Origin of the sequence: Pedobacter puniceum, assembly GCF_009674685.1 — a bacterium.
Lineage (GTDB): Bacteria > Bacteroidota > Bacteroidia > Sphingobacteriales > Sphingobacteriaceae > Pseudopedobacter > Pseudopedobacter puniceum.
Map to the genome: position 1 here is coordinate 1,037,684 of NZ_WKJI01000001.1, position 13,763 is coordinate 1,051,446.

At 32.4% G+C, this 13,763-nt stretch carries 14 protein-coding genes; 3 read left to right on the plus strand and 11 right to left on the minus strand.

Annotation, left to right across the window (positions count from 1 at the left end; translation table 11 throughout):
• Positions 1-46: 46 nt before the first annotated feature.
• The gene (locus GJJ64_RS04615) at positions 47-772 is read right to left on the minus strand and encodes a ThuA domain-containing protein (RefSeq protein ID WP_154286559.1); all 726 of its coding nucleotides are present in this window, start codon (positions 770-772) and stop codon (positions 47-49) included.
• A 101-nt stretch (positions 773-873) separates the two neighbouring features.
• Between GJJ64_RS04615 and GJJ64_RS04620 the strand changes: the two genes are divergently transcribed.
• Complete coding sequence (locus GJJ64_RS04620; protein WP_154286560.1) at positions 874-3,003, plus strand: FUSC family membrane protein; 2,130 nt, start codon at positions 874-876, stop codon at positions 3,001-3,003.
• Between the two features lie 8 nt (positions 3,004-3,011).
• Here the strand turns inward: GJJ64_RS04620 and GJJ64_RS04625 are convergent, their stop codons facing one another.
• From GJJ64_RS04625 to GJJ64_RS04665, 9 genes are all read right to left on the minus strand, one after another.
• Complete coding sequence (locus GJJ64_RS04625; RefSeq protein ID WP_195759224.1) at positions 3,012-3,779, minus strand: TIGR03915 family putative DNA repair protein; 768 nt, start codon at positions 3,777-3,779, stop codon at positions 3,012-3,014.
• Positions 3,779-5,038 carry a putative DNA modification/repair radical SAM protein gene (locus GJJ64_RS04630; RefSeq protein ID WP_154286562.1) on the minus strand — a complete coding sequence of 420 codons (1,260 nt, stop codon included), beginning with the start codon at positions 5,036-5,038 and terminating at the stop codon, positions 3,779-3,781. The genes GJJ64_RS04625 and GJJ64_RS04630 overlap by 1 nt, the downstream gene beginning before the upstream one ends.
• Before the next feature lie 50 nt (positions 5,039-5,088).
• The gene (locus GJJ64_RS04635; protein WP_154286563.1) at positions 5,089-5,961 is read right to left on the minus strand and encodes an SDR family oxidoreductase; all 873 of its coding nucleotides are present in this window, start codon (positions 5,959-5,961) and stop codon (positions 5,089-5,091) included.
• Complete coding sequence (locus GJJ64_RS04640; protein WP_154286564.1) at positions 5,958-6,608, minus strand: DsbA family protein; 651 nt, start codon at positions 6,606-6,608, stop codon at positions 5,958-5,960. The genes GJJ64_RS04635 and GJJ64_RS04640 overlap by 4 nt, the downstream gene beginning before the upstream one ends.
• A gap of 62 nt (positions 6,609-6,670) precedes the next feature.
• Complete coding sequence (locus GJJ64_RS04645) at positions 6,671-7,153, minus strand: GNAT family N-acetyltransferase (RefSeq protein WP_154286565.1); 483 nt, start codon at positions 7,151-7,153, stop codon at positions 6,671-6,673.
• Positions 7,154-7,213: 60 nt separating this feature from the next.
• Entirely contained in the window at positions 7,214-8,209 is a 996-nt protein-coding gene (bioB, locus tag GJJ64_RS04650) for a biotin synthase BioB (protein WP_229655458.1), read from the minus strand.
• Between the two features lie 59 nt (positions 8,210-8,268).
• Positions 8,269-9,618 (minus strand): magnesium transporter, encoded by a 1,350-nt coding sequence (gene mgtE, locus GJJ64_RS04655; RefSeq protein WP_154286567.1) that lies wholly within the window; start codon positions 9,616-9,618, stop codon positions 8,269-8,271.
• A gap of 38 nt (positions 9,619-9,656) precedes the next feature.
• The gene (corA, locus tag GJJ64_RS04660) at positions 9,657-10,784 is read right to left on the minus strand and encodes a magnesium/cobalt transporter CorA (protein WP_154286568.1); all 1,128 of its coding nucleotides are present in this window, start codon (positions 10,782-10,784) and stop codon (positions 9,657-9,659) included.
• Between the two features lies 1 nt (position 10,785).
• Positions 10,786-11,397 (minus strand): WbqC family protein, encoded by a 612-nt coding sequence (locus GJJ64_RS04665; protein ID WP_154286569.1) that lies wholly within the window; start codon positions 11,395-11,397, stop codon positions 10,786-10,788.
• Between the two features lie 40 nt (positions 11,398-11,437).
• On the opposite strand from GJJ64_RS04665, the gene GJJ64_RS04670 reads away from it, so the two are divergent.
• Both GJJ64_RS04670 and GJJ64_RS04675 read left to right on the plus strand, forming a co-directional pair.
• A complete protein-coding gene (locus GJJ64_RS04670) occupies positions 11,438-12,331 on the plus strand; it encodes a lysophospholipid acyltransferase family protein (RefSeq protein ID WP_154286570.1) in 894 nt (297 codons plus the stop codon).
• Complete coding sequence (locus GJJ64_RS04675; RefSeq protein WP_154286571.1) at positions 12,324-13,340, plus strand: glycosyltransferase family 2 protein; 1,017 nt, start codon at positions 12,324-12,326, stop codon at positions 13,338-13,340. The genes GJJ64_RS04670 and GJJ64_RS04675 overlap by 8 nt, the downstream gene beginning before the upstream one ends.
• Here the strand turns inward: GJJ64_RS04675 and aroQ are convergent, their stop codons facing one another.
• A complete protein-coding gene (gene aroQ, locus GJJ64_RS04680; RefSeq protein ID WP_026904820.1) occupies positions 13,341-13,754 on the minus strand; it encodes a type II 3-dehydroquinate dehydratase in 414 nt (137 codons plus the stop codon).
• Positions 13,755-13,763 lie beyond the last annotated feature (9 nt).

Sequence of the window (13,763 nt, forward strand, 5' to 3'; positions counted from 1 at the left end):
AATATAATATTTAAGCAGCAAAGTTAAGCTTATTTATAGGGATATGCTATTTTAAGACATATTCTATACCTCCGGCAAGGTGTTTTAAAAATAATTCGTCTTGAAAATCTTCAATAGTATGCCCTAATCCGGTATAAAATACTTTTCCTCCGTCAAATTCATGATACCACGCCATCGGATGAAAATCAGGCATTTTACCGCCGGTATAGCTCTTTTCATCAACCGTCATGATTACTTTTACATCTTTATTGAAGTCTTTAAAATTATACCATTCGTCTGTATGCATCCAAGGATTTGGTAAACCCTTTGTTGATGGATGATTAGCGTTTAAAATATCTAGTTTGGCTTCTTGAACTTTTGGATGACCAGCAAAAAAACCACCAACAAGCTTACCATACCATTCCCAATCAAAATTACAATCTGTTGCGGCATGTACACCAACAAATCCCCCACCTCTATTGATGTATTTTTTAAAAGCAGCTTTTTGAGCATCGTTAAATAAAGATTTACCCGTAGGATTTAAGAATAACAAAGCTTTAAATTGCTTTAAGTTCTTATCTGTAAAATCCTCTGGGTTTTCTGAATGTATAATGGTATAACCTTTTTCTTTTCCAATCTTTTTGATGGCTTCTAAGCCTGGTTCGATACTTTTATGCCTGTATCCTTTTGTGCAAGAAAATACTAAAATTTTAACTTCTCTTTTCTTGGCAATAAAACTGCTTAGCGATAAGAAAAACGTAGTAATGATAACTGCGAGGAACAAATTTTTCATTTATAAGGTTTTATGGTTTAATATCACAAAGGAATAAAAACTTCTTTAATTTAAATGTATTTAAGACTCATAAATATTTAAACAATTTTTAAATTGCAGTCATGCTACTTCAAAAACCGTTAGATGATTTCAGAAACTTCTTATACACTCAGTATTTTTCTGACGGTATAAAGATTACTATAGGAGTACTTCTACCCTCTTTAATTTTTGCTCAGTTTAATCTTTTAGAAATTGGTATTAATCTTTCTTTAGGAGCTGTTTGTTGTAGTATTTCAGATACTCCTGGCCCATGGTTACATAGAAGAAATGCTATGTTAATTACCAATTTTTTGGTGTTTTTAGTGGCACTCATAACTTCATTAATTAACCATAATCCTATCCTTATAGGTATAGAAATACTGGTTTTTTGCTTCATTTTCTCCATGTTTTATGTTTATGGCACAAGAGCTTCTTCTGTTGGAACTGCTGCATTACTTATCATGGTTTTAAATGTTGCTCATCATGAAACTAGTTTAAACTCATATGAGCATGCAGGTTTGGTTTTATCTGGTGGAATATGGTATTTTCTTTTAAGCGCTTTATTTTCTTTTGCTAGACCTTTTAGATATGCCAGACAAACTCTAGGTGAGTGTGTACAAGAAGTTGCTGGTTATATGCGCCTTAGAGCCGATTTCTATAACGCTAAAATACCTGTAGAAGACATTTTCAAAGCTTTAGTTGACAAACAAGTTCTTGTACATGAAATACAAGATAATGTAAGAGAAATACTATTTAAAACCAGAAAGCTGGTTAATGAATCAACAAGTGATGGAAGGCTGCTTATCATGATTTTTGTTGATATAGTTGATTTATTTGAGCAAACCATGGCTACCCATCATGATTATGAAATCATTAGAAAGCGTTATAAAAATCATGATATATTACCTGCTTATGCTTTATTGATTCATAAACTAGCATCAGAAATAGAATATATTGGTTTTTGTTTGATTCATCAGGTAAAACCTAGAAAACATGCTGTAAAAATTGAAGATTTAGATAAGCTTAAAAAACAGCTTGATGATTTAGAAAAAGCAGGTATATCTGTTCTGGTTTTAAAGAAAATACTAGTTAATCTCAGACATATATTCTCAAAAACGAATACTATTTTCAGTTATTTCGATAATGACAATAGCTTTATCAAACAAGCAAAATCTGGCTCAACAGACCATGATAAATTTGTAACACACCAAAGTTTTGATATTAAGCTTTTTAGAAGCAATTTAAACTTAATGTCTGGAAATTTCAGATATGCATTACGTGTTTCTTTGGTTGTTTTTACAGGTTATTTAGTTGGTTTTTTACTCCCGGTTGGGCATCATAGCTATTGGATAATTTTAACCATACTGGTGATTTTAAAGCCCGGTTTTAGTACTACTAAGCAAAGAAATATTGAAAGAGTTATAGGAACCATCATAGGTGGTATTACAGGAGCTTTAATTATTTACTTTATTAAGGATGAAACTGCCAGATTTATTCTAATGGTTTTATTTATGCTGATTACCTATAGTATACAGCGGGTAAACTATTTTATTAGTGTGTTATTTATGACACCTTTTATACTGATATTATTCAGCTTCATCAGCGCAACTATTAACGAGAGTTTGGCGGTAGAAAGGATTATTGATACACTTATTGGTTCTGGTATTGCCTTTTTATCTAGTTATTTAGTTCTACCTAGTTGGGAATCTTACCAGTTTAAGAACTATATGTTAGATATGCTTAAAGCTAATCAGAAATATCTAGATGCTATTTTTAGAAGATTTAATCCTCAAAATCAAATCAATATTACCGAGTATAAATTGGCTAGAAAAGAAGTTTATGTAAATACAGCCAATTTAGCGGCTGCTTTTCAAAGAATGCTGAACGAGCCTAAAACCAAGCAGCACAAAGCGGTTTTAGATGTACATAAATTTGTAGTGTTAAATCATATTTTATCCTCTTATTTGGCAAATTTATCAACTAGCCTACAAGATTCTCAAATAATGTTTAATGCTGATCAGCAGAAGCTTTTTAGGAAATCTCAGCATTATTTAAAACTTGCTATAGAATGGTTATCTGAAACCACACACGAACAAGAATTTGTTCATGTTTTTGAGGGTGTAGTTGAAACTAACGAGGATTTAGCTACAGAACAATTAGAGCTTATTGTAAAAGTATCAGCTGATATATTGAAAATTACCGAAAAGCTTTAAATCTATCCTTAAACCACAAATTTTTCGGTTAGATATTTCCAATACCTTCTAGGTACATGTTGAATATGTAAACGAGAATTTTTTCTTGCTTGGATTGTTGTTTTCTTAAAATAGGTTTGCCATAAATGTTGATACAACTTTTCATCTTTAACCAGCATTTCTAAACCTTCTTGTTTGTTTAGATGATTAGCAAATTTCATTTCTACCAGTTCAACCTTATGTAAGTTATAATAAATGCCATAGGTTCTTTTCTGGTCAAAAATCATCCATTTTTGGTCTTGATAACGGTCTTTAAAATGCTTTGCTATTACTGGTAAAACATTAAAATCTGGTTCTATTTCGGCATAATAAATACCATCTAATGTTAGCCTAAAACGTACAAAAGCTTCCATTCTATGCTTCTCGCGATGTACCATTTGCGCATATTGAGATAATTTTAAAACAGATGGATGAGAAAAATCCTGAATAATATTTCGGTTTGGATTACTTAGCGCATATTGTACAACTGCCCACAAATGCGTTTCTATATCTTCATATTCTGATAAAAAGGTATAAAGCATCCGGTGTAAACCTAAATCCCCAATGAGTGATTTTAATTTTTGATACACTCTTTCTGCTTTAGGAGCTTGTGTAAATACTTTTCTTGTTTGGGCAAAAAGCTGCTCGGTTTGTAAAGCCTCTTTTATAATCTTAACTTGTTTTAGCTTAAACTCATAAGCTTCAAAAACTGCAGTTAAAAAGCCTTCAAAAGTATGGTCGTACAATAAAATATTCATCAGAATAAAGCTAACTGAGCGTTATATTGATCTTGATATTTGCTTTTAGTATTGCCTAAAATAAATTGCTTTAAATTGCTGCTATTCAAAAATTTAAGATTTCCAAAATGCATTCCATATGAAATAAAATATTTGGCTCTATTTAAGGCTACACCTAGCTTTTTTAAATGAGTTTCATTTAACTGACTAAAGCGTCTGGCTTCAATAATTTTCCAAGCAGATTTTACACCAATACCAGGTACTCTTAAAATCATCTCGAAATCTGCTTTTTGAATATCTATTGGAAATACATGCTGATTTCTTAACGCCCAGCTCAATTTTGGGTCAACATCTAAATCTAAAAAAGGTAAGTTTGGATCTAGTATTTCATCGGCTTTAAAGCCATAAAAACGCATTAACCAATCTGCCTGATAAAGCCTGTTTTCTCTTACCATAGGCACTTTACTTTGCAAAGAAGGTAAACGAGCATCATCGGCTATGGGAACATAGCCAGAATAGTAAACCCTTTTTAGCTGATAATTTTTGTAAAATGAATCTGCTGTTTGGATAATTTCTAAATCGTTCTCTTGTGTAGCACCAACGATGAGCTGTGTACTTTGCCCAGCAGGAGCAAATTTGGGTGTATTCCTGAAAAGCTTTTTTTCTTCTTTAAAAACAATAATCTCGTTTTTAACATAATTCATGGGCTTTATCATGTCTTCCCTATTTTTATCAGGAGCTAAAAGCTTTAATCCTTTTTCTGTAGGAAGTTCTAGATTTATACTTAATCTATCAGCATAAAGTCCGGCTTCTTTCATCAACTCATCAGAAGCACCTGGGATACTTTTTAAATGAATATAACCGTTGAAATTTTCTTCCAAACGGAGCTTTTTAGCTACTAAGACCAATCGCTCCATCGTAAAATCAGCATCTTTAAAAATACCTGAGCTTAGAAATAAACCTTCAATGTAATTTCTTCTGTAAAAGTTTATGGTTAAATCAACAACCTCTTGAACGGTAAAAGCTGCTCTTTTTATATCATTACTTTTACGAGTTACACAATAAGCGCAATCATAAATACAATGGTTGGTTAGTAAAATTTTGAGTAAAGAAACACATCGCCCATCTTCTGTGTAAGAATGGCAAATACCCATTCCGGTAGAATTTCCTAAACCTTTGTTTTGATTATTTCTTTTAGCACCACTGGATGAGCAGGAAACATCATATTTAGCCGCATCAGCCAGAATTTCTAATTTTTCTGTTATCCTATCAAAATTCATAATCAAATTTACTAAAATATTTAGTAATAAATTGACTAAAAATTTTAGTTTTATTTTTGAATTCTGATGGTATAATCTTTTATAGTTTCTTTAGGTTGGCCTAATTCATCCCATGTGAATTGAGAGACAAATTTTTCCTCATACTTATTAAGCGCCTCTAAAATATGGTAGATATAATTGATTTTATTTGAAAATTTACCCATAAACTTTAACACACCAATTGGCGTTTTAAATACGTTTAAACGTTTCCTTTTATAGTTATCGATAAAAATTCTTACTGCCTCTTCTGGATAATAAGCTTCTGGACCTTGAACGTTGTATTCTCTATTTTCATCAGTTAAAACCTCAAAAGATTTGGCAACTTGTTTACCATAATCGGCACCAGAAATCCAATACATTTTAGCTTCTGCTTTGCCTGCTAAATTCATCTGATTACCATTCATGAAGCCACCTTTATCAAAGTTCTCCATAAAGCTGCTTGGGTAAAATATGGTATAAGGTATTTTACTGCTTTTAAGAATTTGAACAGCTTTTTGTTTAACATCAAACACCCACCAATTGAAATTATTTTGTCCTTGATAATCTTTAACCAAAGAAGATAAATAAGCAATTCTTTGGATGTTATTTTCTTTTGCTGCTTCTATTAAATTTAGCAAACCTGTTGTTTCAGGCATGAAATCTTTAGGTTTAGCGTGTTGCGGTATATGAAGATTTAGGTAAATAGCCTCCTGCCCTTTTAAGGCTAGAGATAAGGTGGTTCTTGAAGCTAAATCGGCAAAAACGATATTAGCTTGAGGAAATAACTCTTTAGCTTTTTTAATATTTCTCGCTAAAATGGTTACCTCAAAACCAGCCTTAATCAACTCATCTGCAACTGGTTTCCCTAGCATACCAGTAGCACCCAACACTGCTATTTTCTTCATAAAGCTATTTCGTTTAACACATTTTGAACGCGTAATTCCATAGTTTCTAAGTTAGCATAACCTTTAGCTATCATATAAAATTTAAGTTCGCCAGTTCTGATAAATGCTGCAGGATAACCCGTAACCTGTAATTGTCTGGCTAAGGCAAAATCGTAATAGGCAGCTTGTTTAAATTCTTCTTGATTAAGTTTGCTTATAAAATCTTGAACCGGAATTTGATATTTTTCTGCTAAATGAATATAACTATCATCTTTACTTAAATCTAAACCATGAACATAAATGGCAGATTGTAAATCGTGAGCAAATAAAATAGCTTTTTCTGGAAAATAAGATTTAAAAACTGCTAATGCTATAGCCGGTTTTTCAGAACTTAAGAATAAATCTCCTTTCTGTAATTCGGCCAAGAAAGCTTCTCCAAACATAACTCCTGTAGTGTTTTCAACATCTTTATAAGCCGTTTTAATGTAAGGAGCCACATCATTAATAGTACCTTCACGTTCGCCCATCATCATGCCACCAGATAAAACTTCGAAATCAAATTTATCGGCATAATTTTCAAAAAGACTTTTCATAACTGGGCTAAATCCGTAACACCAGCCACAAATAGCATCGTAAACGTAAATGATAGAAGGCTTCTTATTTTCCATAAAACAAAGCTAAAAGAAAGCTTTTTTAAAAGTGTTTATGGATAGTCAAATTAGGCTTTGAATTATAAAGGCATCGTCATTTTTAAAATTGGATAGCTTTGATTTTTGTAAGTGATGCTAAAATCATTATCAACAAACTGAAAACCATATTTAAGATAACATTGGGCTGCTACTTTATTAGTAGATAGTAAATATAAATCCATACGTTTAATGCTAAGCTCAAGTTTAGCCTGAGCAATTAATAAATTTATCAATTGCTTGCCTAAGCCTTTACCTCTGTTTTGGCTTTCGCCGATAAGTAAATGTCCTAAACGGGCAGAATCATCTTTCTGCGGAATTACTTCACCATAAGCTAGAGGCTTATTTTTATCATCAATACCTAAATAAATAAGCCTTTCGGGATGCTTTTGTGTATAGCTTAACATTTGTTCTCGCGTAAGCGGATAATCGAAAGCTATACCTGCAAATTTGAGTAAGGTATCTTCATCTTTAATCCAATTTGTTAAAATTGGGATATGTTGTTCTTTAAAAGGAATGAGTTTCATCTTTAAACAAAAAAGGACAATCAAAAAAGATTGCCCCCATTCAAATAATTTATGTTTTGCTTAAGCAGTTACTTCTTCTGCTTTTTGGTTTGGCTTACCGTTTTTAAAAGCTTTTCTAGGTGTTAAACCTAAAAGCTCAAACATAGCCATATCATCTTTAAAATCTGGATTTGGTGTGGTTAATAATTTATCACCAGCAAAAATAGAATTTGCTCCTGCCATAAAACATAAAGCTTGTTCTATGGTACTCATTTCTGTTCTTCCTGCTGATAATCTTACACAAGTTTTTGGCATGATGATACGAGCGGTAGCTATCATACGAACCATATCCCAAATTGGAACACGAGGTTGATTTTCTAGAGGCGTTCCCTTTACCGGTACTAAAGCATTCACCGGAACAGATTCTGGATGTTGAGGCATATTAGCCAAAACACGTAGCATAGAAACCCTATCATTAACAGTTTCTCCTAAACCTATAATTCCGCCACTGCAAACCGTTAATTTTGCTTTACGAACGTTTTCTATAGTTTGTAAACGATCATCATAAGTACGTGTACTGATGATTCTTTTATAATCTTCCTCAGAAGTATCTAAATTATGGTTGTAGGCATATAAACCAGCATCAGCAAGTCTTTGTGCTTGGTCTGCATTTAACATCCCTAAAGTACAGCAAACTTCCATATCCATCTCGTTCACGGCTTTTACCATATCAATAACCTTATCAAAATCGCGGTTATCACGTACTTCTCTCCAAGCTGCACCCATACATAAACGAGAAGCACCACCTTCTTTAGCTTTTTTTGCTGCATCCAATACTTCGTCTACTTTCATCATAGCATGTACATCAACATCTGTATGATAACGGGCTGCTTGTGGGCAATAAGAACAATCTTCTGGACAACCGCCAGTTTTTATAGATATTAAAGAGCTTATTTGCACTTCTGAATAGTCTTTATTAGCTCTGTGGATGGTAGCGGCTTCGTAAACTAAATCTAAAAATGGTCTATTATAAATCTCTAGAATTTCTTCTTTTGTCCAGTTATGTTTTGTTTGCATGATTTGTAATTTTTTGAGCATTAACTATTGCTAAAATAGCATAGCCAAATTTGCTACAATTATAATAATAATTTTGAGGCTAAGCCTAATAAAAGCAAGAATCCGAAAACATCGGTAAAGGTGGTAATGATGATAGATGAAGCAATTGCGGGGTCTATACCAATACGCTTAAGTATCAAAGGGATGGTAGAACCTGCCAAGCCAGCAATAATTAAGTTGCCTGCCATTGCAATAAAAATCACCAAACCTAACATAGGGTTTGAATCATAAAAAAAAGCTACTAAAAACAACACTAAACCTATAACAGCACCATTTACTAACCCAACTGTAAATTCCTTAATTACAGTACTATAAGCTTGGTTATCTGATAAATCACTTAAAGTAATTCTTCTTACTGTAACCGCTAAAGCCTGAGTAGCTGTATTACCTCCCATACCGGCAATAATAGTCATGTATGCAGGTAAGATAATTAAATGATTTATGGTAGGTTCAAAGTATCTAATTACTGATGATGCTAAGAAAGCCGTAACTAAATTTATAAGTAACCAAGGTAACCTAGATTTTACAGCCGCTTGCCAGTTACCACTTAACTCCTCGTCCTCAGATACCCCTGATATTTTTAACATATCCTCGGTATTTTCTTCTTCTAAAACGTCAATAACATCATCAAAGGTAACTCTTCCCAAAAGTTTCATATCATCATCCACTACGGGAATACTGGTAAGATTGTATTGAGAGATTAAATCGGCTACTTCTTCTTGGTCTACCTGCGCTTTAACATAAATGAAGTCTTCATTAATTAAATCGGCAACTTTAACGCTTGCTTTTGCTTTGATAAGATTTTTAAGAGAAATAATACCTTTAAGCGTATCAGATTCATCAACAACATAAACAGTATAAAACTCTTCTATTTCTTCGCTTTGTTGGATAATTTCATCAATAGCCTGCTTTTTAGACATATTTGCATATATCTTGATGAGCTGGGTATTCATCAAACCACCGGCAGAATCTTCTTTATAACTTAATAAGTTACGGATGTTTGATGCGTCTTCAGTATCTAAATCCTGAAGAATTTCTTGTTGATCTTCTTCATCAAGCTGGGCGATAATATCTGTCGCATCATCATAATCAAGTTCTTCAACAATTTCTTGCCTACGTTCTGGATCTAGCTCTAATAAAAGTTCTTCGGGGTGTGCTTCAAAATCCATTTCAGAAAGTACTTCTGAGGCACTTTCTGCCGGTAATAAATTGATGATTCGCTTTTGCGACTCGAGCGGGATTTTACTGAAAAGTATTGCAATTTCTGAAGCATGATATTCTCCTAAAAGCTTTATCAACTCCTCCTCATTGCCTTCTAAAGCTTGTTTTAGTTTTAAAACGTCGGTTTTATCAATTTCAAATGATTGCATCTTTGCGAATTTAAGCTAAAAATCCTCAATTCAGTACTTTAATCTTTAAACCATCCTTTTTTACCAAAATACCATAACTGCCCAATTACAATAAGCAGCATTACTACACAAACGATGATATACCCATTAGGCATATATAATTCGGGCATATTATAAGGTAATATTTCGCCTGTTTTGGGGTCTTGGTAAGAAAAATTCATTCCGTATACACCCACAATAAAGGTTAAAGGAATAAATAATGATGAAATGATGGTTAAGAATTTCATCACTTCATTCATTTTGTTGCTCATTAAAGACAAATAAACATCCATTAAACTAATAGAAGTCTCTTTATAAGATTCTATCAAATCAATAATCTGAACGCTATGGTCATAAGCATCTTTAAAGAAAACCGTAACCTCTGGATGAATAATGTTGGATGGCTTTTTAAGAATTTCTATTAATTTATCTCTTTCGGGCCAAGCAGCTCTTCTCATAGCTATCATAATTTTCTTAACACCCAAAATCCTGTACATTAATAATTTATGAGGCCTTTGGTAAAGATGTTCTTCAACAATTTCTAACTCATCTCCTAACCTATTTACAATAGTAAAATAATGGTCTATAACGGTATCCATCAAGGCATAAAGCAAGTAAGAAGGCCCTAAATAGCGCAAATTACCGCCTGCTTTAGTTTTAAGTCTTACCCTAACAGGCTCTAAAACATCCTGATAATCTTCTTGAAAGGTAATTAAAGTATCCTTAAAAACCAGAAAAGACAATTGCTCATTACGCATCACCAAGCCACTATCTAGCTCAAGCATTCTGCTTGTGATGAATAAATAATCATCATAATCATCGCATTTTGGCCTTTGGTAAGTATTTACAATATCTTCCATCACCAAAGAATTAATGTTATAATGCTGCTTTACCTGATTTAGAACTTCTTGCGAACCCAAGCCTTTAATATCTATCCAATAAAAGTTATTAGGGTGTTCTTTTATAAATTCTAAAGCTTCGTTTATATGAAGTGTTTCAAGTTCTTTGATATGAGTTTCATGATAAGCATAAACCACAATTTTACTAGCTAAAGCATTTTCTGTAATTACAAAAGTACCAGGTACTTCGCCAGGTTTACTCCTACGCTGTTTAGCTTTGATATTGAAAAATTGTGGTGTTTTTACCATTTTAAAGATATTTTACTGCCTGAGGACCTTGATTAAATAATAAATCAACAATACTTAAATTAGGTATAAAGTTGTATTTATCTTCAAAAACCTGATAATATTTTTTTGGTTGATAATCACTAGAAATTTTAGGATGAATGCTGCTTCTAAAATCTTTTAGCTGTGGATATTCTGCTTGATAGCTTTCTGTAAAACTATAAGTTACATCTAGTTTTAAGAGCTTTAATATAGTTTGTAACAGTTCTAAATTATAATCAAATAGAAAATTATATCTATGATGATAAAAAGGTGCAAAAGCATCTTCATAAAACTCAAAATAGGCAGAACTTCTGTATGATGCTTGTAAACTCATCCAATGGATACGTTGCCAATTGGCATCATAACTTATCTTAACATCCTTAACACAAGTATGTAATTTAGCGCCTTTTACTACCGGAACTGTAATACTTAAAGCGCCATTAGCGCCATAAATACTTGCTCTATTTCTATAAGTTTGCTTTGGAAAATGTTCATTTTTATCTATTAAAATTGTATCATTTTTAAAATTCAACAACTCTTTAAAAAATTCTATAGGTGGTAAATAAAGTAAAGGAAATATTGCGCCAGATTCCATTTCAAAATATTTATGTTTGCAATTAAAACCAACGAAAATAATGATAAATAAATGGCTTTCTTACGTAGCTGCGTTTTTTTTGTACTTAGTTTCTTTGCTGCCTTTAAGAGTGCTATATCTTTTGTCTGATTTTGCTTTTATCATCATCTTTTATGTTATCAAGTACAGAAGAAAAGTGGTAAGAGAGAATCTTGTAAATTCTTTTCCAGAAAAAAGTGAGGAGGAAATTAATGGAATTGAAAAAAGATTTTTCCGCTATTTAGCTGATTTAATTTTTGAGACCGTTAAAATGCTCTCTATATCAGAAAAAGAAGTTTTTAGACGTTTTACATTTACCAATACCGAGTTATTAAGAAAGTTTGAGTCGCAAAATAAGAGTTGTTTATTGGCAGTTGGGCATTACGGAAATTGGGAATGGTGTACTATTGTAACCCCATTAATTGTAAAAAGTAAGCCGCTTATCATTTACAAACCCTTAAACAACAATATTTTTAATGAAGTTTTTAAAAGAGCTAGAGAAAAAAGTGGGACTTTAATGGTGCGTATGAAAATGACTTTGCGTGAGATGGCTCGTTTTAAAAACCAACTTACAGTTACAGTTTTTGCTGCCGACCAAACCCCTGCCCTGGCAGACCCTCATGAGTGGATAAAATTTCTAAACCAGCCTACAGCAATTTTTATGGGCATAGAAAAAATTGCTCGTTCTACAAACTATCCTGTTATATTTTGTGATCTTAACAGAGTTAAAAGAGGTTATTATTCTTGCGATTTTAAGTTGGTTCATGATAACCCAGCCACTACCACAGATAAAGAAATAACTTTAAAACATGCTAAAATTCTAGAAAATAGGATAAAACAAAAACCAGAATTTTGGCTTTGGTCTCATAAACGTTGGAAATTTAAACCAGCAGCAAATACAACCATACATGAATAATCCTAAAGTTGCAGTTGTTATTCTAAACTGGAATGGAGAAAAGCATTTAGCAAATTTTCTTCCATCAGTTTTCAATAGTACATATCCTAACATGGAAATTATTATTGGAGATAACGCATCAACAGATAATTCTTTAAATTTTCTAAAAGATAATTTTCCTTTAGTAAAAGTTATCGTGAATCATGAAAATTTTGGTTTTGCAGAAGGATACAATCAAGTTTTGAAACAAGTATATGCTGATTATTTTGTTTTGCTTAATTCTGATGTTGAAGTTACACCAAACTGGATAGAGCCTGTTATTAAGATGATGGAGGCTGATGCTAAAATAGCTATAGCGCAACCTAAAATACGATCTTATTATAACAGAGATAGTTTTGAATATGCAGGTGCTGCCGGAGGTTTTATAGATACTTTTGCTTATCCTTTTTGTAGAGGTAGAATATTTGATACCATAGAGAAAGATTATGGCCAATATGATGATGAAAAAGAAATATTTTGGGCTTCTGGATGTGCTTTATTCATCAAATCAAATATTTGGAAAGAAATAAACGGCTTAGACGAACATTTCTTTGCTCACATGGAAGAAATTGATCTTTGTTGGAGAGCAAAAAACAAAGGATATAAAGTTATGTATTGTGGCTTTTCTACAGTATACCACGTTGGTGGAGGAACTTTACAAGCAGAAAGCCCATACAAAACCTATTTAAATTTTAGAAACAATCTCTATCTCATTAAAAAGAACGAGCCAATTTCTCGTTCTATATTTTTAATTCCTTTTAGATTTTGCTTGGATTTTTTGGCACTTATCAAATTTTTGCTTGATAAAAAAGCAGATAATGCCTGGGCTATTTCTAAGGCGCATAGGCATTTTGTAAGTGCTTTATTTGAAGGAAAAATCAAAAACAGCTACATCTCTCCACAACAAAACCTTGCTGGTAAATATCAAAACAGCATTGTTTTTGATTATTTTGTGAGAGGTAAAAAACTTTTCAAAGAAATCTGGAAATAACTATAAAAAGCTTTTTAGAGCTAATTCATAAGACATCAATCCAAAACCTGTTATGATACCTTTACAGTTTTTTGCCATCATGCTATGATGTCTAAACTCTTCACGAGCGTAAACATTAGAAATATGAACCTCAACAACCGGAGTTTTTATACCAGCAATAGCATCTGCAATAGCAACAGAAGTATGGGTATAAGCGCCTGCATTTAATACAATGCCATCATAATCAAAACCAATTTCATGCAGTTTATTTATGATTTCACCTTCTACATTACTTTGGTAATAGCTTAACTCAACATCAGGATATTTAGCCAAAAGCTGTTTGTAAAAGCTTTCAAAACCTTCGCTACCATAAATTCCTGGTTCGCGTTTGCCTAATAAATTTAAATTTGGTCCGTTGATAATTTGTATCTTCATCACTTCAAA

Excerpts from the sequence above, each read along its gene's own strand:
- GJJ64_RS04645 (WP_154286565.1), bottom strand. The coding sequence starts at position 7,153 with ATGAAACTCATTCCTTTTAAAGAACAACATATCCCAATTTTAACAAAT.
- GJJ64_RS04635 (WP_154286563.1), bottom strand. The coding sequence starts at position 5,961 with ATGAAGAAAATAGCAGTGTTGGGTGCTACTGGTATGCTAGGGAAACCA.
- corA (WP_154286568.1), bottom strand. The coding sequence starts at position 10,784 with ATGGTAAAAACACCACAATTTTTCAATATCAAAGCTAAACAGCGTAGG.
- GJJ64_RS04630 (WP_154286562.1), bottom strand. The coding sequence starts at position 5,038 with ATGAATTTTGATAGGATAACAGAAAAATTAGAAATTCTGGCTGATGCG.
- GJJ64_RS04675 (WP_154286571.1), top strand. The coding sequence starts at position 12,324 with ATGAATAATCCTAAAGTTGCAGTTGTTATTCTAAACTGGAATGGAGAA.
- GJJ64_RS04615 (WP_154286559.1), bottom strand. The coding sequence starts at position 772 with ATGAAAAATTTGTTCCTCGCAGTTATCATTACTACGTTTTTCTTATCG.
- bioB (WP_229655458.1), bottom strand. The coding sequence starts at position 8,209 with ATGCAAACAAAACATAACTGGACAAAAGAAGAAATTCTAGAGATTTAT.
- GJJ64_RS04670 (WP_154286570.1), top strand. The coding sequence starts at position 11,438 with ATGATAAATAAATGGCTTTCTTACGTAGCTGCGTTTTTTTTGTACTTA.
- GJJ64_RS04625 (WP_195759224.1), bottom strand. The coding sequence starts at position 3,779 with ATGAATATTTTATTGTACGACCATACTTTTGAAGGCTTTTTAACTGCA.
- aroQ (WP_026904820.1), bottom strand. The coding sequence starts at position 13,754 with ATGAAGATACAAATTATCAACGGACCAAATTTAAATTTATTAGGCAAA.
- GJJ64_RS04620 (WP_154286560.1), top strand. The coding sequence starts at position 874 with ATGCTACTTCAAAAACCGTTAGATGATTTCAGAAACTTCTTATACACT.
- GJJ64_RS04640 (WP_154286564.1), bottom strand. The coding sequence starts at position 6,608 with ATGGAAAATAAGAAGCCTTCTATCATTTACGTTTACGATGCTATTTGT.
- GJJ64_RS04665 (WP_154286569.1), bottom strand. The coding sequence starts at position 11,397 with ATGGAATCTGGCGCAATATTTCCTTTACTTTATTTACCACCTATAGAA.
- mgtE (WP_154286567.1), bottom strand. The coding sequence starts at position 9,618 with ATGCAATCATTTGAAATTGATAAAACCGACGTTTTAAAACTAAAACAA.